This window comes from Mucilaginibacter sp. P25 (assembly GCF_050859465.1).
Lineage (GTDB): Bacteria > Bacteroidota > Bacteroidia > Sphingobacteriales > Sphingobacteriaceae > Mucilaginibacter > Mucilaginibacter gossypii.
Window position 1 is genome coordinate 4,020,219 of the sequence record NZ_CP193937.1, and the last position, 22,666, is coordinate 4,042,884.

Annotated in this window: 14 protein-coding genes and 1 pseudogene; 13 read left to right on the plus strand and 2 right to left on the minus strand. The window is 42.9% G+C overall.

The genetic code is table 11. The features are described 5' to 3' along the window. Window positions 1–131 precede the first annotated feature (131 nt). The 10 genes from ACRQ5D_RS20330 (at window position 132) to ACRQ5D_RS20375 (ending at window position 15,324) form a co-directional block, all read left to right on the plus strand. Window positions 132–1,418: an esterase-like activity of phytase family protein gene (locus tag ACRQ5D_RS20330; RefSeq protein WP_432326400.1), complete on the plus strand. Its 1,287-nt coding sequence runs from the start codon at window positions 132–134 to the stop codon at window positions 1,416–1,418. Between the two features lie 417 nt (window positions 1,419–1,835). After that, complete coding sequence (locus tag ACRQ5D_RS20335; protein WP_431200281.1) at window positions 1,836–2,366, plus strand: carboxypeptidase-like regulatory domain-containing protein; 531 nt, start codon at window positions 1,836–1,838, stop codon at window positions 2,364–2,366. Window positions 2,367–2,371: 5 nt separating this feature from the next. Then, the gene (locus ACRQ5D_RS20340; protein WP_432326402.1) at window positions 2,372–3,643 is read left to right on the plus strand and encodes a TonB-dependent receptor plug domain-containing protein; all 1,272 of its coding nucleotides are present in this window, start codon (window positions 2,372–2,374) and stop codon (window positions 3,641–3,643) included. Next, entirely contained in the window at window positions 3,621–5,036 is a 1,416-nt protein-coding gene (locus ACRQ5D_RS20345; protein WP_432326404.1) for a SusC/RagA family TonB-linked outer membrane protein, read from the plus strand. The genes ACRQ5D_RS20340 and ACRQ5D_RS20345 overlap by 23 nt, the downstream gene beginning before the upstream one ends. A gap of 26 nt (window positions 5,037–5,062) precedes the next feature. Beyond that, window positions 5,063–6,802: a RagB/SusD family nutrient uptake outer membrane protein gene (locus tag ACRQ5D_RS20350; protein WP_091168271.1), complete on the plus strand. Its 1,740-nt coding sequence runs from the start codon at window positions 5,063–5,065 to the stop codon at window positions 6,800–6,802. Between the two features lie 97 nt (window positions 6,803–6,899). Beyond that, window positions 6,900–10,469, plus strand: coding sequence for a VCBS repeat-containing protein (locus ACRQ5D_RS20355; protein ID WP_091168267.1), 3,570 nt, complete (start codon window positions 6,900–6,902; stop codon window positions 10,467–10,469). Between the two features lie 143 nt (window positions 10,470–10,612). Beyond that, a complete protein-coding gene (locus ACRQ5D_RS20360) occupies window positions 10,613–12,448 on the plus strand; it encodes a family 16 glycoside hydrolase (protein WP_091168264.1) in 1,836 nt (611 codons plus the stop codon). Window positions 12,449–12,460: 12 nt separating this feature from the next. Further along, window positions 12,461–14,158 (plus strand): hypothetical protein, encoded by a 1,698-nt coding sequence (locus ACRQ5D_RS20365; protein WP_432326407.1) that lies wholly within the window; start codon window positions 12,461–12,463, stop codon window positions 14,156–14,158. A gap of 23 nt (window positions 14,159–14,181) precedes the next feature. Continuing rightward, entirely contained in the window at window positions 14,182–14,424 is a 243-nt protein-coding gene (locus ACRQ5D_RS20370) for a c-type cytochrome (RefSeq protein WP_432326408.1), read from the plus strand. 129 nt (window positions 14,425–14,553) lie between these two features. Then, window positions 14,554–15,324 carry a 3-keto-disaccharide hydrolase gene (locus tag ACRQ5D_RS20375; protein WP_091168262.1) on the plus strand — a complete coding sequence of 257 codons (771 nt, stop codon included), beginning with the start codon at window positions 14,554–14,556 and terminating at the stop codon, window positions 15,322–15,324. 126 nt (window positions 15,325–15,450) lie between these two features. Here the strand turns inward: ACRQ5D_RS20375 and ACRQ5D_RS20380 are convergent. Continuing rightward, window positions 15,451–16,682, minus strand: a pseudogene (locus ACRQ5D_RS20380) (MFS transporter). A 56-nt stretch (window positions 16,683–16,738) separates the two neighbouring features. Continuing rightward, entirely contained in the window at window positions 16,739–17,392 is a 654-nt protein-coding gene (locus ACRQ5D_RS20385) for a FadR/GntR family transcriptional regulator (RefSeq protein ID WP_091168256.1), read from the minus strand. A gap of 184 nt (window positions 17,393–17,576) precedes the next feature. Here ACRQ5D_RS20385 and ACRQ5D_RS20390 point away from each other — a divergent pair, with 184 nt between their 5' ends. From ACRQ5D_RS20390 to ACRQ5D_RS20400, 3 genes are all read left to right on the plus strand, one after another. Then, window positions 17,577–18,236, plus strand: coding sequence for an RNA polymerase sigma factor (locus ACRQ5D_RS20390; RefSeq protein ID WP_431200284.1), 660 nt, complete (start codon window positions 17,577–17,579; stop codon window positions 18,234–18,236). Then, window positions 18,233–19,171, plus strand: a complete 939-nt coding sequence (locus tag ACRQ5D_RS20395; protein ID WP_129568816.1) for a FecR family protein — start codon at window positions 18,233–18,235, stop codon at window positions 19,169–19,171. The genes ACRQ5D_RS20390 and ACRQ5D_RS20395 overlap by 4 nt, the downstream gene beginning before the upstream one ends. Window positions 19,172–19,281: 110 nt before the next feature. Continuing rightward, complete coding sequence (locus ACRQ5D_RS20400) at window positions 19,282–22,635, plus strand: SusC/RagA family TonB-linked outer membrane protein (RefSeq protein WP_091168243.1); 3,354 nt, start codon at window positions 19,282–19,284, stop codon at window positions 22,633–22,635. Window positions 22,636–22,666 lie beyond the last annotated feature (31 nt).

Below are 22,666 nucleotides of genomic sequence, written 5' to 3' on the forward strand. Positions count from 1 at the left end.
GCAAAATGTTGAGTTGTTTATATGTTCAGATTTAATAGAGTTTGTGCTTGTAGGTTAAATTATTGTTATAGAATTAACAATAGATTTATATATGGCCGATTCCTTTGTAAAACTAATCGATCACTTATCAAATGAAAAAACAATTACTTAGCGTCATCGCGTTATCCGCGGCGATCCTTTCTTCCTGCCATAATGATAATAAGATAAATCCTTTCAGCTATCCTGATATGGCCGAGGCGCAAAACCCGGCTATCCTTTTCACCACTGCCGACGGCGTAAAGGTTTATAACGGCGGCTTTGGATCCGCAGTGGCAGCAGATCCAAACCACAAAGATGTATTTTACCTGCTTACCGACCGCGGCTCAAACGTGGCCGGGCAGACAGCCAATTCCATCATCATCGGTAAACCGGATTTTGATCCGCAGATAGGTAAATTCAGGTTAAAAGATGATAAACTGGTGCTGGAACAAACCATAGAGTTAAAAAATGCCAACGGCGTGAAATTAAATGGTTTACCAAACCCCGCCGGAATGGGAGCTTCGGGCGAAATTCCATTTGATCTGAGCGGAAATCAGTTATCTCCAAGTGCTGATGGTATTGATTCGGAAGGTTTGGTTCTGGCATCCGACGGTACTTTTTGGGTAAGTGACGAATACGGTCCGCATATAGTACACTTTGATGCCAGCGGCAAAACCATCGAACGCATTAACCCTTACGGATCAGGCACCGGCGGCCGTAAAATTCCTGCTGTATTTGCTACCCGCAGGGCTAACCGCGGTATGGAAGGGTTAGCCATCACACCCGATGGCAAAACACTGGTTGGCATGATGCAATCGCCAATGTATAACCCATCTAAAGCAAAGGTTGCTAATTCAACTGTATTGCGCATCCTTACCTTTGATATTGCAACGGGCAATACAAAACAGTATGCTTACCTTATGGATAATACTTCATTAACAGGCGTTAGTGACATAACCGCCGTTAATGCCACTACATTCTTAACTATTGAACGCGATGGTAAGTTCGGAGGTGCGCCTACCGATGCCGCTAAGTTCAAAAAAGTATTTAAAATAGATATCAGCAATGCTACCGATATCTCCGACCCCGCAAACGGCGCCAACGGCAAATTATATAACACAAAAACTGTTGAAGAGCTTAATGATTTAGCCGGTTTACAGGCCGCTGGTATTACCCCGGTTACCAAAACCCAGGTGCTTGATTTGCTAAAAGATTTGCCAACTGTTTACCCTCATGATAAAGCCGAAGGTTTGACTTTACTACTGGGTAATATCCTTGCCATATCTAACGATGATGACTTCGGTGTTATTGATAATGGTAAAAACGGTTTTGCTGCAAAAATTTTACCGGCTACCAATTCGGTTGACAGGAACAGGATTTATTTTGTGAAGCTAAAATAGGGGATTTAAAAAGTTAAAAATGATCAATGCCTTCCGGTGTTAACTGGTAGGCATTTTTGTTTATACAACCTGCACAACGTTAGGTTAATGTTTTAAAATCAAAATCAATTTTATTGTTAAAATAACATTTATTCGGTGATTTAATTTTAACATTGATATGTATTATTTTATCACGATGGCGATAATATATTGACTTTCGGTTTTGTTTTTAATCTTTAACTAATTGATAATTAGTTATTTGAAATTTTAAATTTATATTTTTGGGTTATGTTAAAATAATACAAAAAACCACTCATATCGTATTATAATCGATTGTTACCTCTGGCTACTTTTACTTAGCATATAATCTCTTTGGCGACAACTGTTAAGAAGTGATCATGTGCTTTAAACCAATTTTAACAAATTAAAGTAAAACGTATGAGAGGAAAACTACGTATCAAAAAAGTTGTGGCCTTAATCTGTACAAGTTTATCATTTGTGTTGATAAGCCTGTCGGGGCAAGCCCAAAGTAAATTGATTACCGGTAAGATCACCGGTTCGGACAACGGACTACCTTTGCCGGGTGTTACCGTTAAGATAAAAGGGAGCACGCAGGCTGCGGGTTCAAAGGCCGATGGTACCTACTCAATAACCGCCGGTAACAATGAAACACTTGTTTTTAGCTTTGTTGGCTTCTTAAACCAGGAAGTTGCCATAAACGGCAGATCGGTTATTAACGTATCGTTAGTGCCCGATAATAAAACACTGACCGAGGTAGTTGTTGTGGGTTATGGTACTACTAAGCGTAAAGATTTAACGGGGGCTATTAGTTCAATCAACGCCGATCAGGTAGGTAAAGTGCCTGTGACCAGCGTTGACCAGGCTTTGCAAGGCAGGGCAGCGGGTGTACAGGTTACTAACAATGATGGCGCACCCGGTAGTAGTGTGAGTGTATTGATCAGGGGGTAGGTAGTTTGGCTACAAATGGTAATGAGCCTCTATATGTGGTTGATGGTTACCCGATCAGCGGAGGCTTAAATAACGTTAATCCTAACGATATAGCTAATATTGATGTGTTGAAAGATGCTTCGGCAACAGCTATTTATGGTGTTAGGGCAGCAAACGGCGTTGTTATCATTACTACAAAAAAAGGTCGGAAGGATGGTGGGGTGCAGGTATCGTTAGATGCCTATGGTTCATTGCAATCAAAACCCAAAAAGTATAAAGTTCTTAACGCGCAGCAATGGGCAACCCTGGCCAATGAAGATCACGCATCTGAGGGTAATTTTACAGAATTGCCTGAATGGGCAAATCCTTCGGCATTAACCAGTGTCGACTGGCAGGATGCAATTTATCGCCAGGGGGCAAAACAGAGCTACAACCTTGGTATACGCGGAGGCAACGAAAAAATTCAATCTGCCTTTTCAGCTGGTTATTATGACCAAAAGGGGATTGTTTTAGGTTCATATTTTAAGCGGTTAAACCTGGGTATGAATATTGATTATACCGTAAGTAAATGGCTTAAATCATCTACCAGTGCTAAGTATTCAAGGCAGGATCAAAATAATCCATTTGGTTCAGGATCATTGCAGCAATTAACAGAGCTTATCCCTACGCTCGATGGTGGTAATAAGTTAACCAACCAGATAAAAGACAAAAATAGGAACTATGGTTTTTATAACCCGATCAATATTTACACAAAAAGCTGGAACAATCCATTATATGCTATTGAAAAAAACGATTATAAAAACCTAAATAATTACCTTTTGGCAAGTAGCTCATTAGAGGCTACTATTATAGACGGACTTAAGATCAAAACCAATGCGGGCCTAAACGTAAGTGACTATTCGGGTTACTTCTTTCAACCGGAAGACCTTCGCTGGCAGGAGCAATATGGTTTAAGCGGAGCTAACCAAAATTCTGTTTATTCGCAAAGCGCTAATAACACTTTTGAGTGGTTATGGGAAAATACCATATCGTATGATAAAACCTTCGGAAAGCACGCTATTAACTTTGTTGGTGGTGTTTCAGCACAATCAAATACCTACCGGTATATGACAGGTACCGGAGATAAATTGATCAATAATGCCCTTCGGGATCTGGCGCAGGTTAACGATCTTGTTGTTACAGGCAGCCAATATACAACAACTTTTGCTTCACAATTTGGACGGTTAATCTATAAATACAATGACAAATATATTGTAACAGGTACCGTTAGGCGCGATGGTTCTGTCGAAATTTGCTAACGGGCATCAATATGGTGTATTCCCTTCGGGTTCCGTAGCCTGGAAAGCTAAAGAAGAATCATTCCTGAAAAACGTTGCATGGCTGTCTGATCTGAAGTTCAGAGGAGGGTATGGCGAAGTTGGTAATCAGGGCTCTATTCCATTATTTCAATATAATGCCTTATATTCATCAGGTGGTGCAGCTACTACCGGCACAAACGTGGGTTACCCATTTGGTAAAAATGGTTCGTCAGGAGAGGTTTATCAACCCGGCTTGGCACCAACACAACCTGCCAACCCCGACCTCAGATGGGAGACTGATTACCAAACTGACATTGGTATGGATGCTGCCTTCCTGAATGGCGCGCTTACTTTTACAGTTGATTATTATAACAGGAGATCGAAAGACTTTTTGTTAAACCTTCCTGTATCGTCACAAACTGGCTTTAGCCAAAACCTGGCACAAAATGTTGGTGAAATTAATAACAAAGGTTTTGAGTTTGCCGTAAACTACAACCACACGGTAAATGATTTCAGGTATGGTGTGGGCTTGACTTTTACTACGGTTAAAAATAAATTAGTTAGCCTTAATAAAAGCCTAACCTTTATTGATAACCTTACCACGGTTACTGGTCTTAACGGTAATGGCTGGGGGCAATTCAGCGAAACCAATATCGGGCAGGCTGTAGGTGAGTTTTTTGGTTATAAATCATTAGGTATATTCCAGTCGCAGGCACAAATCAACGCTTTAAATACGGCCGCTGCAGCTAAATTTCCAAGTAACCCATATTACTGGAAAAGCGTTACCCAACCAGGGGATCGTTATTATGCCGACAACAACGGTGACGGACAGGTTACCCCTTCAGACAGGACAAGCCTCGGTAGTCCGATCCCTAAATTTTATGGTGGTTTAAACCTCGATTTTGCTTATAAGGCATTTGATCTTAACGCATATTTCTATGGCTCTTACGGAAATAAGATCCTGAATTATCAGCAAAGGACCCTTGAAAGCTTTCAGGCCCCCGGCTTTGTTGGTGTTGAAAACGTAGGTTACGATTATTATGTTAATCACTGGACCCCGAGTAATCCATCAAATCGTTACGCAAGGCTTACATATAATGATGATACCAGCGCAAATAACGTACCATCAAGTGTGTATGTTGAAGATGGTAGCTATCTCCGTTTAAGGAACCTTACCCTGGGTTATACATTACCGTCTGACGTCACCAAAAAGTTGACCCTATCAAAAGTGAGAATTTACTTTTCCACCCAGAATTTGTTTACTATAACCGGGTATAAAGGACTGGATCCTGAAATTGGCACAGCTAATGGAAGTGCAACGGCATCTGGTATTGATGCGGGTAATTACCCTTCATCTAAGTTTTATACACTTGGTTTAAATGTAACTTTCTAATTGGGCAGCGATAAAACAGTAAAGAAATGAAAATCAATAAAAAATATATCACACTAATTGCTCTCGGTGCCACACTTATGGTTCCATTGAGCTGTAAAAAGAATTTTCTTGACCAAACAAGCTATACACAGCTCGCTAAAGATGCTTATTTTAATAAAGCAGCTGACGGTATAGCGCTTGTAAACTCAATTTATGATACCTATCAAAATGCCGACCTGCTAAAAAAGTCGATCTGGTATTATGCTAACTTTCAAACCCATGATTTTTTTAACTGGGGAAATGACCGCTTTTATAATTACTACGCAATAACTACAGATTTTGGCCCGATCAGGACTTTTTGGCAACGTGCTTATGTGGGTATATCACGGGCTAACTCTGCAATTGAAATCATTCCCGAAATGAAAGCCAAAGGGATTCTTGACGAAAGTTTAGCTAACCGATTGCTTGGTGAAGCCTACTTTTTACGCGGAATGACCTATTACTATCTGGCGGGTAGTTTTGGCGGTGTGCCACTGGAGCTTAAATCAGTAACTGATGGTTTAACCGCAAGAAGTACACAAGAACAAGTATTTGCACAGGTAATTGCCGACACCAAGCAGGCTGCAACTTTATTACCATGGAGGGAAGATTTGCCGGCTTCTGAACTTGGAAGGGCAACAAAAGGTGCTGCTTTAGCTTATGAAGGTGCCGCGCAAATGTGGAATAAAGATTACGCCGGTGCATTGGCAAACTTTAACCAGTTGGATGGGCATTTTTCACTGATGCCTAATTTTATAGATGTAAATGAATACAACCATCAAAATAATGCTGAGTCGATATTTGAGGTGCAGTTCACAGTAGCAGGTACCCAAAGTTGGGGTGCAGGTAATGAAGTAGCCTGGATTTCGGATTTTAGCTGGCCGGAGGAGGTTTCAAACTTCGGTTATGATTATGCCAATCCGGGATTATATTATTCATACCAGGCTGGTGACAAACGTAAACTGGCAACAGTGATTGGCCCCGGCGATGAGAACATTAGTCCGGGAATTATAGGTCGGGGCGGCATTAAAGTTTATCCTTTAGTAGTAGCAGGTTTTGCGAGCTCCGATCCTAAGGTAAAAGCTAAATACACTGGGGATGACGGTAAGATCATCAATACCTGTGGTACACATGCCAATCCATGGTATGGTTCTGACGGTGATGGTTTACGTACCGGTTTCTACTGTGCTAAAATGTGGCGCGACCCCAACCTTGATGCTAACTCCGGCAATTCAACAATTTTTGGCGCTCAAAATCAAATACTGTTACGTTATGCCGAAGTATTGCTTGATAAAGCCGAGTGCCAGATCCGTACAGGTGACGCAGCAGGTGGCCTGGCCACGATTAAAAAGGTAAGAGACCGTGCGTGGGGCGGCACTGCGCCGGCTGTAATGCAGGATGGTGCAAATTATGACGGTTCGGCTTCAAGCCCAATCACAGACCCACTGCAAATGGTTTACAGCGAGTACAGGCATGAACTTTCGGGTGAATATTCTGTGTTTTATAACCTGCGCAGGGCTGGTGTAGCTGCCGAATTCATTAAAAAAGCTTACGGTACAGTTGACAACAATACCAACATGATTGCTAACCCCAACACTGCAGATGCAAAGCTTGATGCAGACAATGGTTTAAAGCTTCATGGCTTGTATAATACATCACTTCCTGTTGGCCGTGATCTTTATCCTATTCCGCAGCTTGAGCGTGGGCTAAACCCTAATTTAACTCAAAATCCGGCATACGGTAATTAGTATATTGTTATCATTTAACAGAAAAGGCTTCTCCCGCGGGGAGAAAGCCTTTTTGTGTTAATTATTATCTTTAAAGAATAAACCGATCTCCTAATTGATGAAGAAAATTTTACCCATCGCTATACTATGTTCGTCTGCCTTATTCTCCTGTAAAAAAACTTCACTTTTTCAGCAGGTTTCATCATCTCATTCGGGCATTCATTTTAAAAATGAGATCATCGAAAACGATTCGATAAACCCGTTAGACCTGGTGAATATTTACAATGGCGGCGGCGTAGGGGTTGGCGATTTTAATGGCGATGGTCTGCCCGATTTATACTTTACAGGTAATATGGTGGCAAGCAAGCTATATCTTAATAAAGGTGATTTTAAGTTTGATGATATTACCGATGCCGCGGGTGTAAATGGCGCGGGCCGATGGGGAAGAGGTGTTGCGGTAGTTGATATCAACAATGATGGTTTACCGGACCTTTACATTTGCAATACCATTGCCAAAGACTCGCTGAAAAGGCGGAATATACTATACGTTAACCAGGGGAAAGGCAACGATGGTATTCCTCATTTTAAAGATGAGGCTTCAGAATATGGTCTGGAAGCTGGCGCACAATCAACCATGGCAAGCTTTTTTGACTATGACAACGATGGCGACTTGGATATGTACCTTACAGTAAACAGCGCCACGGCAAGTTACAATCCTAATTTATTCGGTAATTCAAATTATACGGCAAATCATAGCCGGGGCAGGTTGTACCGTAACGATTGGGATGGAAAATTACATCATGGCGTGTTTCATGATGTATCCGCACAGGCAGGTATTAACCTGGATGGTTATGGCCATGCAGCCACAACGGTCGATTTTAACAACGACGGGTGGAAAGACATTTACGTATCGGATGATTTTATATCAAACAACGTCCTTTACATCAACAACCATGATGGTACCTTTACCAATCGTACCAAAGAATATTTTAAACACACATCCTACAACGCTATGGGGCAGGATGTTATCGATATCAATAACGATGGCTTGCCGGATGTTGTTGAACTGGACATGGATCCGGAGGACAACTATCGCAAAAAGATGATCCTCGGTCCCAATAGTTACCAAACTTATCAAAACTTTGATATTTATGGTACCCAGTACCAGTATGTACGCAATACCCTGCAATTAAACCAGGGGCCGCGTTTAGGGCAGAATGGTGCTATGGGCGCCCCTGCTTTTAGCGAAATAGGCTTTTTAAGTGGCATTGCCCAAACCGACTGGAGCTGGACACCGCTGATCACCGATTTTAATAATGACGGCTATCGGGACATGATCGTAACCAACGGCTTCCCTAAGGATGTGTCTGACCACGACTTTATGACTTACCGCGAGCAGGCCTATGCCGTTACTTCCAAGCAAAAAGTTTTGGATCAAATCCCCGAAATTAAGCTGCATAACTATGCTTTTGCGAATAACGGCAACCTCACCTTTACCGATGTGAGTAAGGATTGGGGCTTAAGCCTGCCTACTTTTTCAAACGGGGCTGTATATGTCGATTTGGATAACGATGGCGCCATGGATATGGTTGTTAATAATATCAATGACGAAGCATTTGTTTACCGCAATACATCGCGTGATGATAAAAATAAGCTTGATAAAACCCACTACCTGCAAATTAGCTTTAAAGGTGATAAGCAAAATATTAATGGTTTAGGTGCTACGGCCGAGATATTTTACGATAAGGATAAGACACAGGTATATGAAAATGATCCCTACCGGGGATATATTTCATCGGTACAAAGTATGGCGCATTTCGGTCTGGGTAAAATTAACACAATAGATTCGGTCTTGATCAAATGGCCGAATGGCAAAAGAGAAAAGCTGACAAAGCTAAAAGCAGATCAGTTAATAAAGGTTGATATAAAAAACGCTAATGACCCTTATTCCCTGGTTCAGCCGCAAATAGCCGCGAATGCTTTATTTAAAGAAATAACAGATTCCATAGGGATCCATTATACCAACAAGGGAAGCGGTTTTCTTGATTTTAATATCCAGAAACTACTGCCGCATAAACTTTCTGAGTATAATCCGGCTTTAGCCGTGGGCGATATCGACGGCAATGGTTTTGATGATTTGATCATTGGGGGCACCGCTTACGATCAGGCGCAGGTTTTTTTCCAGATGCCCGATGGCAAATTTAACCGCCGTAACCTGTTAGCAGGCGATATTAATCCTCTCCATAATTTTCAAGATGAAGGTTTGTTGCTTTTTGATGCTAATGGTGATGGCAAGCTCGATTTATATGCAGCCAGTGGAGGTTACGAATTTGCAGCAAATGGCCCTGAATACCAGGACAGGCTTTATATCAATGATGGCAAAGGCAATTTTACGCTTACAACGGATGCTTTGCCTTCAAACCTCACCAGCAAACTTTGCGTACGGGCTTGTGATTATAATAAAGATGGTAAGCCCGACCTGTTTGTATCAGGAAGAGTTGAGCCATGGAAATACCCCAACCCGGTTTCGAGTTTTATTTTGCGGAACGATAGTGAAAATGGGCACGCAAAATTTACGGATGTTACAGCACAGGTAGCCCCGGCTTTGAAAAACATAGGCATGATTTGCGATGCCCTGTTTACCGATTATGATAACGACGGCTGGCCCGACCTGGTCATGGCCGGCGAGTGGATGCCGGTAACATTCCTTAAAAATGAACATGGTAAGTTTGTTAATACCACAGTTCAATCCGGCCTGGGCAATAAGCTGGGGTGGTGGAACTCATTGGTGGCCGGAGATTTCAGGCATACCGGCCGCACGGATTATATTGTCGGGAATTTGGGCGAGAATAGCCTCATCAAAGCCAGTGACCAGTATCCTGTTTACATTACAGCTAAAGAATTTGATAAGAGTGGCATCTACAGCGCGATTCCTTCTATTTTTCAGCCCGATCAAAACGGGGACAAAAAGGAGTACCCAATGTACGGTCGCGATGATATGCTGAAGCAAATGATCAGCATGAGAAAAAAGTTTACCAATTATCGCTCGTACGCTTTGGCAACTATGGACGAGGTGCTTTCACCCGAACAGAGGAGCGGGGCGTTGAGGCTGAAAGCTAATACCTTACAATCATGTTTTTTAAGGAATGATGGCAATGGTAAATTTACAGCTATCCCGCTGCCTGTTGAAGCCCAGGTATCGGTATTAAACGGTATGGAAACCGGCGATTTTGACGGGGATGGAAACCTCGACGTAGTTATTAATGGCAACGATTATGGCAGTGATGCTACTATCGGGCGTTATGACGCGCTTAACGGTTTAATGCTGAAAGGTGACGGCAAAGGCAACTTTAAGCCATTAAGTATTATGCAAAGCGGTATTTATATTCCGGGGGATGGTAAGGCCCTGGTTAAGTTCCGCGATAAAAATGGGCAGGTAATATTGGCCGCCAGTCAGCATAAAGATGTTTTAAAAGTTTTCAGATCAGAAAATAAAACAAAAACTATCCCAGTCAAGGCCAATGATGTTTATGCACTGATTAAATACAAGAACGGCAATACCTCAAGGCAGGAATTTTATTTTGGCTCATCTTTTTTGTCGCAGTCGGCAAGGTTTATACAGCTTAATGACAAAATATTAAGCGTTACCGTTTTTGATGACAAGGGTAATCAAAGGCTTGTAAATTAGGTGTTTTGCCCCTGGTTGAAATTACACCGGAAAATGATTAAAATATTCGTAATCGATTGCGTAAATTAATTATCTTGCGTTGCTAATATAAGGCCGCATTGTTATGCGCTTTAGCCAATAAACCATATTATAATTAAAAATCAATGCATTGCTTTAATCAATCTCCTAAACTCTTCGGCAGAAAAAAGTTTTGGATAGCATGTGTTTGCCTGCTGGGTTGCCAGCAACTCAGGGCGCAAAACACGGTACCTCTTAATGATCTTTCTTTTTTTGATAATCCATCATCCAATTGGAAAGTAGCAGCCGGCGCACAGGCTGATATTGCGCAGGATGAAGTTTTAACCCTTAAAGATGGTAGCGGGATTTTGGTAAACCTACCCGGCAAAAAGGGCGCAAAAGACCTGTTTACCAAATCTGCTTATGGCGATGCCGACCTGGAGCTTGATTATATGATGGCCAAAGGTTCCAATTCGGGTATTTATTTGCAGGGGCGTTATGAAATTCAGCTTTTAGATAGCTGGGGAACGGTAAACCCGAAATCGGGAGATAATGGTGGTATTTATGAGCGCTGGGACGGTAGCAAGCCCGAAGGGCAGCAAGGTTATGATGGCCATGCGCCACGGCAAAATGCCAGCCGTGCGCCGGGTTTATGGCAGCACATGAAAATTTCGTTCCAGGCACCGCGCTTTGATGTCAGCGGCCAAAAGATCAGCAATGCCAAGGTCCTTTACGTTTGGCTCAATGGTGTTTTGATCCAGGATAATGTTGAGCTTGCCGGGCCAACCCGCGGAGCTTTTGACAACAAGGAGGCCACCACCGGTCCGCTGCGTTTGCAGGGCGATCATGGCCCGGTAGCTTTCAGGAATATCAGGATAACCAGTTTTGACAAGCCTCACCCTACACTTTCAAACCTGAAATACGGGGTTTATAAAGATGGGGTTATTGAGGGAGATAGTTATAAGAAACTAAAACCCGAATCAGAAGGAACTTCGCCTGTATTATCATCAAATCAGGGTAAGCTTACCAATAATTTCCTAATCCGTTATACTGGCAGTATTCAAATTAAAGAAGCTGGTGAATATGTTTTTAAACTAAATGTACCGGGTGGTAAAGGCAAATTGCGTATTGACGGGGTTGATGCGGTTATGTTAGCCGAAAACAGGGGCGAGGGCAAGGCCCAGTTACAACCCGGCGATCATCCGTTTGAATTACTCTACTCAAAAACTGTCGATTGGGTCAGGCCGGCTTTAGGGCTTACGGCATCAGGCCCGGGCATCCGCGAGTATTTATTGAGCGATGCCAATGTAAGCAACAATGATCCTGTTGATCCTATTTTGATCAATGCAACTTCAAATACTGTATTACGGAGCTTTTCTGATTTACCGGGAGGTATCAGGGTTACCCATGGTGTAAATGTAGGCAGCCCTGAACTGTTGCATTACACTTACGATTTGGATAAAGGAATGATTGTAGAGATCTGGCGTGGTGGTTTCTTAGATGCCACACCCATGTGGCATGACAGGGGCGATGGCTCATCGCGCCCGGCTGGTTCTGTACAATACCTTGGCAAACCTGTCCCTGCTATCGAAAAGCTGAGCGATGCAAATGCCGCCTGGGCTTTGGATACTGCAGGTACAGGGTACAGGCCAAAAGGCTATGTTTTGAATGCCGACGATGTTCCGGCATTTAAGTACAATATTTATGGTACTTCGGTAAATGATGCCAGCAGTGTGATGGATAAAGGCCAGGGCATTCACCGGGAAGTAACACTTGCCAATGCAGTAGACGGCCTGTTTTATCACCTGGCATCCGGCAATATCGAAACACTTGGCAATGGATTATATGTCATTGACGATAAATCCTACTATATCCGTATTGATGATGCAGCGGGCGCCAAACCTATCGTTCGGGATGCGGGAGGGAAGCAGGAGCTCATCATTCCTATTCAAAAGAAATTAACCTATTCTATCATTTTTTAAGCTGCCTTGATCATGAACAATACTTTAAAACAAATGATAAACAAGGGCACGTTTTTATTTACGCTTATAATTATCGCGCTGTTGAGCGATATCAAAAATACCTTTGCCCAGGCCGAATCGCCTAAAGAAGATGACTTTTTTAAGATCATGAAAGTGCCCGCGCCTGAGGGTACTATCCTTGAAGTTGGCGGTTTGTGCACGCTGCCTAATGGTACGCTGGCAGTAACCACTCGTCGCGGAGATATATTTATGGTCGAAAATCCAACCGGTCAGCATCCTTTTTTCCGCAAGTTTGCTTCTGGCTTGCATGAGGTGCTGGGTGCCGCCTGGAAAGACGGTGCGTTGTACGTTGTTCAGCGCGGCGAATTGACCAAGCTGGTTGATACGAATATGGATGGTAAGGCCGATGTTTTTGAAACCATTTATGCATGGCCGTTATCAGGAAATTATCATGAGTATAGCTTCGGGCCTAAAATAGCGCCCGATGGCTCATTCTTTGTGACTTTGAACCTCGGCTTCCCGCCCGATTGGTGGCACCCGAAAAGCTTTGTGCCTTACCGGGGCTGGGCTTTAAATATTAAGGAAGATGGCACTGTTACGCCATGGGCGGCAGGCTTGCGTTCGCCTTGCGGTATCAGTATGATTGATGGCGAACTTTGGTATTCAGATAACCAGGGTGACTGGGTTGGTTCAGGTAGTATCATGCCGATCAAAAAAGGGGCTTTTATGGGGCATCCTTCAAGCCTGGTTTGGACGGGTTTGCCTAACTCGCCGCTAAAACTCACTTCCGAGCAATTCTTTGCCAAAAACAACCCGAGGATAGAATTTGATAAAAACGGCCAACCTGTAAAGCCGCAGGATATTGTTAATGAAAAATTTAAAACGGAGTTTGAGGCTAAAAAAGAGATCCCTGAGTTACAGCTGCCCGCGGTTTGGTTACCGCATGGGATCTTAGGAATCTCCAACTCCGAAATTGTTAAAATCCCGGAAGGCGCATTCGGCCCTTTTGCCGGGCAATTACTGATCTGCGACCAGGGCCAAAGTATGGTTGACAGGGTGTTTTTAGAGAAGGTTAACGGCGAATACCAGGGCGCGGCCTGGGCTTTCAGAAGCGGTTTCCAGTCAGGCATAGTAAGGCTGGCCTGGTTACCTGATGGTTCATTGGCTGCAGGCGAAACCAACCGTGGCTGGGGATCTGCAGGGGAAGCCACTATGGGATTGCAGCGATTGGTATGGAACAATAAAGTTCCGTTTGAGATGCGTGCTATCCGTGCAATGCCCGATGGTTTTGAGATAGAGTTTACCAAGCCGGTTGATAAGAAAGTAGCTGAAGATATAGCTTCATACTCTGTAGAAAGCTATATCTATAAATACCATGGCGTATATGGCAGTCCGCCGGTAAATACCGAAAAATGCCCGATAGCAGGTGTGAAGGTATCTGCAGATGGTTTAAAAGCGCGATTGATTGTGAATAACCTGCGTAAATATTATATCCACACCATTACGCTTGCAGGTATCCGCGATAAGGAAAACTATTTCAATTTAGTTCATCCAACGGCTTATTATACGTTGAATAATATCCCCGAAGGGCAAAAACTTTCTATGACGGAGGTAAGCACGATAAACTCTGCCAAAGCTGCAGCTGCGGCCGATCTGAAAAAGGCCTCGCCGGCAAAAAAGCTGCTACGGCAAAATCTGCAGCAGGATTAAACACGGTTCCTACTTATGCCGAGGTGCAGCCGATCCTGCTGAAAAATACCTGTCTTTCGTGCCATAACGCTACAAAAAGACAAGTTGGCCCGGCTTACGTGGATGTAGCTAAACGCAAATACAGCGTGGCCGAATTGATCCAGCTGATCCGTAGCCCGAAACCCGAGCACTGGCCCGATTATTCAACGCCTATGCCACCTATGCCACAGGTTACTAAGGAAGATGCCCGTAAGATAGCTTTATGGATCAAATCGCTGGCTAAGTAAAGCTGAAAGCCGAATGCTTAAAGCAAAAAGCTAAAGACCCAGTATTAAAAGTTTTCAGCCTTTTGCTTTAGGCTTTCAGCTAAACACGAATAGTTATCTGATTATTTAACCCTGATCAATTGTTTTAAAATGAAACGCAAACTTATTTTTACTGCTTTATTAGCAGGCTGTTCTTTAACAATATTCGCGCAGCAAAATGCTAAGCCGGAGGATACCGAGATCTGGTCGCCGGTGCCGGCTGTGGTTACCCCTGGTAAAACTCTGGGAGATGCACCTTCTGATGCCATCATTTTGTTTGATGGCAAAAACCTCGATGAATGGGTAGCCACCAACGACAGTACATCAAGTCATAAATGGAAGGTGGATGATAAAATTATTACGGTAGATAAAACGGCAGGCGATATCCAAACTAAACGAAAATTCATGGATTTTCAGTTGCATATCGAATATCGCATCCCATCAAACATAACCGGCAGCGGACAAGCACGCGGTAACAGCGGCATTTTCCTGGCAGCCCTGCCATGGGGAGCCGGTGGTTATGAGTTGCAGGTGCTTGATAACTATAATAATAAAACCTATGTGAACGGGCAGGTGGGCAGTTTATACAAACAAGCCATCCCCCTGGCAAACGCTTGCCGCAAACCCGGCGAGTGGCAAACCTATGACGTAATCTGGACAGCACCCCGTTTTAATGAGGATGGTTCATTAAAATCAGCGGCTCGCGCTACCGCAATTCATAATGGTGTGCTGGTTCAAAACAATACCTCATTAATAGGAGATACCCCGTATATCGGCAAACCCGAATATCGTAAACATGGTGCTTCGCCAATTAAGCTGCAAGCTCATGGTGATAAAAGTGAGCCTATCAGTTATCGTAATATTTGGGTAAGGGAATTATAAGAGGAAGGTTATTGCGCGGTACGAAGCAATCCCAAACTGTACAGAGAGACTTGCATAGCTGCTCTGCTAATCGGGGATTGCTTCGTTCCTAGCAATGACGCATTGAATTAGCCTATGTTGTTTTGTTTAACCCTTCACCGCCCTCTTCCCTTCAATATTTGGCAGCAAACCAGTGAAAATACCTATCAACGGTAAATACGCACAGATCTTAAATACATAGTTGATACTGGTCATATCTGCAACTTTACCCAACACTGCGGAGCCTAAACCGCCCATTCCAAAGGCAAGGCCGAAGAACAAACCCGCTATCAATCCGACTTTTCCTGGTACCAACTCAGTTGCGTAAACTAAGATGGCCGAAAATGCTGATGAAAGGATCAGGCCTATAAACACAGATAAAACACCGGTCCAAAACAATGACACGTAGGGTAGGAGCATGGTAAAGGGCGCCACACCCAATATCGAAATCCAGATGATGTATTTACGGCCAAAGCGGTCGCCCAGTGGCCCGCCGAATAATGTTCCGGCTGCTACTGATCCTAAAAACATGAATAAATAAATTTGTGATTGCTGAATGCTTAAGTGGAACTTATTGATCAGGAAGAAAGTATAATAGCTGGTGATGCTGGCCAGGTAAAAATATTTGGAGAATATAAGCACCAGCAATATACCCAGGGAGAATATTACCCTCCTTTTGGAGATATTCAACTGAACGGTTTCTTTAGCATTTTTGTTTTTTGCATTAAAACTGAGGCGTTCGGCATACCATTTAGCTATGCGGAGCAATACCAAAATTCCGGCGAAGGCGATAAGGCAAAACCAGATCACGTTTGATTGTCCGTAAGGGATCACGATAAGAGCTGCAAGCAGGGGGCCAATAGCGCTGCCGGCATTACCACCCAGCTGAAAAATAGATTGAGCCAGTCCTTTTTTCCTCCCGATGCTAAATGTGCCACCCGGGATGACTCCGGGTGAAATATGGATGAGCCAATACCAATAAGACTTACGGCCATCAGCATAATATAAAAGTTGCCGGCAAAAGAGGCAAGCATCAATCCGGATAGAGTGAAACCCATGCCAATTGCCAATGAATATGGTTTAGGTTTTTTATCGGTATAAAGACCTACAAATGGCTGCAAAATAGAAGCAGTAATTTGATAGGTGAAGGTGATTAGCCCTATTTGAGTAAAATTAAGACTAAACCGTTGCTTGATAAGCGGATAGATAGACGGTATAACCGACTGTAGCATATCATTGATAAAGTGTGCAAGGCTTATTGTAAACAAAATTGAATACACTGTTTGCTGAACCAATTTTTTAGGTTCGGGGATAATAGTTGTTGGCGATGTAGATTCCATTAGCGACAGGTTAAACTATAAAACATTATATCATCAGATGAATTTTGCGAAATTTTTTAATATTGATGAATTTCCATAGCTGTATTCCAGGCCTGTTTCGAATCGCAATCGAGAATGTTTTTCAGGAGCTTTTCGTGAAGGTGCTGGGTTTCGATAAAAATGCGCGTATCAGGGTGGATTTCAGTGAACCATTTTTTTAAATGTACGGCTGCCGTTTTATATAGATCGCTCAGGATCTCGTTTTTTGATGCTTCGGCAATAGCGATGTGAAATTTAACATCAGCGTCAATACACTCTTCCAATAGCCCGGCTTCGGCAGTTCTGTTCCGGGTTTCCAAATGGCTTTTCATGTTAAAAATATGTTTTTGCGAGCGGTTTATAGCAGCTTTTTCAGCTATTTTCATCTCCAGTAATTGTCTTACCTCATCAAGGTCCTGAGAGCGGGCACGTTTTAAACGGGCTTCCATAGGCTCAGGATTACTGGCTGTGCGTTCCACAAAAGTCCCAGCACCCTGCTGGATTCTGAGCAGGCCCAAATGTACCAGGCTTTTAGTTGCTTCGCGGATGCTAGAGCGGCCAACGCCAAACTCGGCCATGAGTGCGGGTTCGGTAGGCAGCTTGTCGTTTACCCGGTAATGGCCGCTGCTTATCTGTTCTTTCAGTTTTTCTGCTATCTCTTGTGCCAGCGATCTTTTAATAATTTTGCTCATTTGTAAATCATCAGATGAATTACAAAGGTATAGGTTTGTTTGAGAAATAAAAGTTATTTTGGGGGCAAAATCTATTTTTAAAAAATAGTGCCAATTATTAGCCTGTGTTTTCTAAAGCATTAATATATATTTAAATTTAGCTTAACATTAGTGCCGTTACTTTGATGCGATAAAAATACCCCTTGTGAAACAATATTCGGATGCACAACTTCTACTTGAACTGCAGGGCGGTAACGATGGTGCATTCCGGGAAATTTATGAGCGTTATGCGGATAGGTTGATTGCCTTCGCGTTAAAGAAAACCCAAAACGAGGATGAAGCGATGGACATGGTACAGGAGCTGTTCCTTTCCATATGGAAAAATCGTAATACCATCCAGGTAAATGGTGCGCTTGAAGCCTACCTCATGGTTTCTGTTAACTACATGAGCTATAAGTGGTACAAAAAGCAAAGCATCAAACCTCGCCCGTTAGATGATGTTTCCGAAATACAGGAAACTTATGAACACAGTACCGACCAAAAACTTTCCCTTGCCGAATTGCACTTGTTGATAGACCAGGAAATTGCGGATATGCCCGAAAAGATGCGCCAGGTGTATTTGTGCAGCCGCGAGCAGGATATGACCGGCCCGCAAATAGCCGAATTTTTAGGCTTATCGCACCAAACCGTGCGCAACCAAATTAGTAATGCTTTAAGCAGGTTGAAGAAATCTGTTCAGAAGTATTACGATGTCATCCCCTTTGATAATTACAGCAGATTTTTGCTGTTGATAATTTTTTCAAAAAGTTATAGTACACTCCTCCGTCTCGGGTCACTTATCAGGTATAAAGCCCCTGTTAGGTGAATCAAAGAGAAATAGAAAAACTACTCAATAAGTTTAACGCTGGCAAATGTACCGACGAGGAATTGCAGCTTTTACAACAACTGATGCATAACCTTGACATGGACGCCAAAACCGGCGACAATGTTAAAGCCCTTAAGCAGCCGCTTTGGGAACGTATAGAAAAACAAACTATAGATAAAGGTAAAGTCCGCAGGCTAAATACCACCTGGTTAAAAGTAGCTGCGGCTGTTTTGGTAGCTGTATGTGCCGGACTGTTCTATTCAAAATTAGCTACTCATAAAAATGAGCAAATTGCTTACCAGGTAATCACTGCCCCTAAGGGCAGCATGAAACAGGTAATGCTGCCAGATAGCTCAACCGTTCAGTTAAATGCAGGCACATCGTTAAAGTTCCCGGTTAGTTTTGGCGATACGAAAAGAGAAGTAACGCTGATAAATGGCGAGGCGTTTTTTGACGTGAAACATGATGTGAAGCGGCCATTTATGGTGCATGCCGCAAAAGTTATTACTCAAGTACTTGGTACATCGTTCAATATCAAATTTTATAAGGAGCTGCCCGACATACAGGTTTATGTGAATAGCGGGAAGGTAGAGGTGCATGATCAGCGCCATACATTGGGTTTTTACACACCCAGGCAGCAGTTAACCTATAACAAACAACATGAAAGCTTTACGCGCCAGGAACTAACGGCTGATCATTCGCTGAGCTGGATGCATGAGGAGTTGATACTGGATAATGCGTCATTTAAGGAAATTACCATTTATCTGCAAAACCGCTATAACGTGAATTTTAAATACAATGAAAAACGATTGGCGCAGCAGCATTACTCGGTTAGGTTTTCAAATAAGTTGAATATCAGACAGGTGCTGGATATACTCCAGTTTATTGACGGCCGAAAGTATAAGTTAAACGGAGATACTGTAAATATTAGATAACAATATAAAAGGAAAACCAATGCCTGCTCCAACAGGCACTGGCTCAATTAAGTGTAGCTGCCAAAACTAAAAGCCAACAGGCAGTTACTAATCACTTTAAAAACAAATGTATGGAAAAATCTTTAACCCGGATTTCAAGAAGATTAATCTCAGCAATTTTATTGCTGGTAACAACCCTGACGGCAGTATTGCCCTCACGCGCCTTCGCCGAGCGTAGTGTGTCGCTGATGGATCAGCCGGTAACCGTAAAGTTTGCCGATGAAACCATGGATGCCTCGCTCGAGAAACTCAAAAAAGCGGTAAATACCGTTGCATTTAACTACAAGATGGATGATGTGGCCGCGGTAAAAGTAAAGGCAAATTCATTTGTTAACAAACCATTAAAAGATGTGCTTAACGCTTTAACTGCCAATACACAATTGGAGTACCGCGAAAAATACGGCACTATTATTATCTCGCACAAAAAGGTGGTACGTGCACCCGAAAAAATTACGGTGACCGGAACAGTGAACGATAAGGACGGTCCGCTGGCCGGCGTGGCTGTACGCAGCAAAACTTCAACTGCCGCCACTTCAACCGACGTTAATGGTAATTTTAAAATTACTGTTGAAAAGGGCGAGGTGCTGGTATTCAGTTTTATCGGCTACAAGAGCCGCGAAGTTGCCGCCGGTCAATTTCCGCTTAGCATTACTTTAGAAGCTGACGTTACCGGTTTGAACGCCGTAGTAGTGGTAGGTTATGGCACACAAAAAAATACCGACGTAACCGGTTCGGTAGGTTCATTAAAAGTTAGTAATGTTAAAGATCGTTCGGTAGGTTCGGTGACTGAAATGCTGCAGGGACAAATTGCCGGTGTTACAGTTTTGAACGAAGGTGGTGACCCAACTTCGGGCCCAAGCATCAGGTTACGCGGTCAAAGCTCTTTCAATAATGAAGGTCCGCTGATGGTTGTTGACGGTACCATTTATAACGGCGGCCCCATCGATCCTTCGGACATCGAATCTATCGACGTATTGAAAGATTCATATGCTGCCATCTATGGTGCCAAGGCTGCTGGTGGTGTAATTTTGATCACTACCAAACGCGGTAAACAAGGTAAAACCAATCTTGACATTACCGCAAAAGGCGGCGTACAAAACGCCTTGAAAATATTACAGGCCTTAAACGCTGCCGATTATGCAGATGCTATAAATACTGCTTATGATAACGCAGGCAAAACCCGCTTACCTGCATTTGATGGTACTATAAACCCTGATTCGCGCGTAACCCGTACCAACTGGACAGATGCCTTGTTCAGAACAGGTTACATACAGGATTATAACTTGAATATCAGTGGCGGCAGCGAAAAATCTACCTTTTATATTTCAGGAGGCTATCGTAAAAATGATGCGATCCTGTTAAATACCAATGCTATTCGCTACAACTTTCGTGTAAACTCTGATCATCAGATCAACAACTGGTTAAAGATTGGCGAAAGTTTCTCTTATTCATATAACAACGGACAAGGTGCCAATACTACAAGTGCTTACACCGGTGCTATTTTATCAGCTATATTTTACCCTCCAAACGCTTCTATCTATAATGCCGATGGCAGCTTTGGTGGTGTGCCCGCCCAATATGCAGGTTCATATGGTGACGTAATTAACCCGGTTGCTTATTTAAAACGTTTGGACAACAGCGATGCTGTAAATAGCTTTAATGTCAACCCTTATGTTGAAATTAACCTGATTAAAGGTTTAAAATTTCGCTCAAATCTGGGGGTTACTAAGAACTCTGAAACCATTAAAAACTTTAGCACAAGGGTATTGGAGCCCGGTAAAAAGTTTTTTGATAACTTCCTTTTCCAGGAGCAAAACAATACACGCACTATCCTGGCCGAGCAAACTTTAAACTTCGACAGGACTTTTTGTAATCATCACGTAAGTGCTTTGGCAGGTTATACTTATCAGAATGATACCCAGGAGTTTTTTAGCGTTAACACAGATAACTACCTGAGCGAAGATCCTGCTTATCGTTATATCATCAACGGTAGTCTTAACCCAACAGGCGTACCGCTACAAGGCAACAAGAACGAATCTGCTTTGATCTCATACCTGGGCAGGATCGGTTATGATTATGCCGGTAAATACTTTGTCAACGGTATCATCCGTCGTGATGCTACCTCATTATTATCAAGCAGCAACCGTGCTGAAGTTTATCCTGGCGTATCGGCTGGTTGGTTAATTAGCAAGGAATCATTTTTTCCTACCGATGCTCTGGTATCATTTGCTAAGTTAAGGGCAAGTTACGGTCAGTCGGGTAACCTTGCAGGTTTACCAAGCTTCCCAACTTCAGTTTCGTTAACCAAAACTGCCGGTTATTTAGGTAGCCCGGCTACAGCTATTACAGGTTCGGCTGTTGATGGCTTGGCTAACCTTAATCTTAAATGGGAAAAAGCTACACAAACCGATATTGGTGTTGATTTAGGCCTGATGAACGGTAAGATCAATGTTACTGCTGATGTGTTTCAGAAAAGAAATACCCGTTTCCTGTTCCAGCCACCGGTTGCAGCTGTTTATGGCGTGTCAAACCCTCCGTTTGTTAACGGTGGTCAGATCACCAATAAAGGTATTGAGTTAGCAGTTAAATACCAGGGTAGCGTTGGTGAATTCCATTATAATTTAGCAGCTAACGGATCATACATCAAAAATAAAATTGATAACATACTTCCAGGTCAGCAAACCATCCTTTCTGGTCCAACAGTAAGAGATAACCTGGTGCCTGTGTGGTTACAACAGGGGTATTCTTTGTATTCGTTCTTTGGATACAAAACCGCGGGCTTATTCCAATCGCAGGATGAGGTAAATAATTATAAAGGATCCTCGGGTACGCTTATTCAACCAAATGCAAAACCAGGCGATATCAAATTCCAGGACCTTAATAATGACGGTAAAATAACCGAGGCCGACAAAACTTACCTGGGTACACCTTTCCCTAAAATTAGCTATGGTTTTACGGCAAACTTTAACTATGGCCCGTTTGATATGAGCGTATTTTTGCAAGGTGTCGCAGGTAATAAACTTTTCAATGCTGTTAAATACACAGGTTTAAATGCATCTATCCAAAACTATAACCTGCTGGCCGACGCTAAAAATGCCTGGACACCAACCCATACAAACACCAATATCCCGCGCTTATCTGCAAGTGATGCAAACGGCAACTTTGGTAACGTATCTGACTTTTATGTTGAGAACGGTTCATACATGCGTATCAAAAACGTAACGCTTGGTTACACACTGCCAAAAGCGCTGATGACTAAAATTGGTGTACGCAGCGCCCGCATTTTTGCCAACGCGCAAAACCTGGCCACATTTACCAAATACAGAGGTCTTGACCCCGAAGTTGGTATCAACCAAAACGGCGTTGATTTAGGCTTGTACCCACAGGCAAGGATTATTTTAATAGGTGTTAACGTAGGCTTATAATTAATCAGGAACCACAATTAAGAAGATATAG

Bases quoted from the DNA above. Each gene is read 5' to 3' on its own strand.
- ACRQ5D_RS20360 (WP_091168264.1), top strand. From the start codon at position 10,613: ATGCATTGCTTTAATCAATCTCCTAAACTCTTCGGCAGAAAAAAGTTT.
- ACRQ5D_RS20345 (WP_432326404.1), top strand. From the start codon at position 3,621: ATGGTTCTGTCGAAATTTGCTAACGGGCATCAATATGGTGTATTCCCT.
- ACRQ5D_RS20385 (WP_091168256.1), bottom strand. From the start codon at position 17,392: ATGAGCAAAATTATTAAAAGATCGCTGGCACAAGAGATAGCAGAAAAA.
- ACRQ5D_RS20375 (WP_091168262.1), top strand. From the start codon at position 14,554: ATGAAACGCAAACTTATTTTTACTGCTTTATTAGCAGGCTGTTCTTTA.
- ACRQ5D_RS20355 (WP_091168267.1), top strand. From the start codon at position 6,900: ATGAAGAAAATTTTACCCATCGCTATACTATGTTCGTCTGCCTTATTC.
- ACRQ5D_RS20330 (WP_432326400.1), top strand. From the start codon at position 132: ATGAAAAAACAATTACTTAGCGTCATCGCGTTATCCGCGGCGATCCTT.
- ACRQ5D_RS20350 (WP_091168271.1), top strand. From the start codon at position 5,063: ATGAAAATCAATAAAAAATATATCACACTAATTGCTCTCGGTGCCACA.
- ACRQ5D_RS20335 (WP_431200281.1), top strand. From the start codon at position 1,836: ATGAGAGGAAAACTACGTATCAAAAAAGTTGTGGCCTTAATCTGTACA.
- ACRQ5D_RS20365 (WP_432326407.1), top strand. From the start codon at position 12,461: ATGAACAATACTTTAAAACAAATGATAAACAAGGGCACGTTTTTATTT.
- ACRQ5D_RS20400 (WP_091168243.1), top strand. From the start codon at position 19,282: ATGGAAAAATCTTTAACCCGGATTTCAAGAAGATTAATCTCAGCAATT.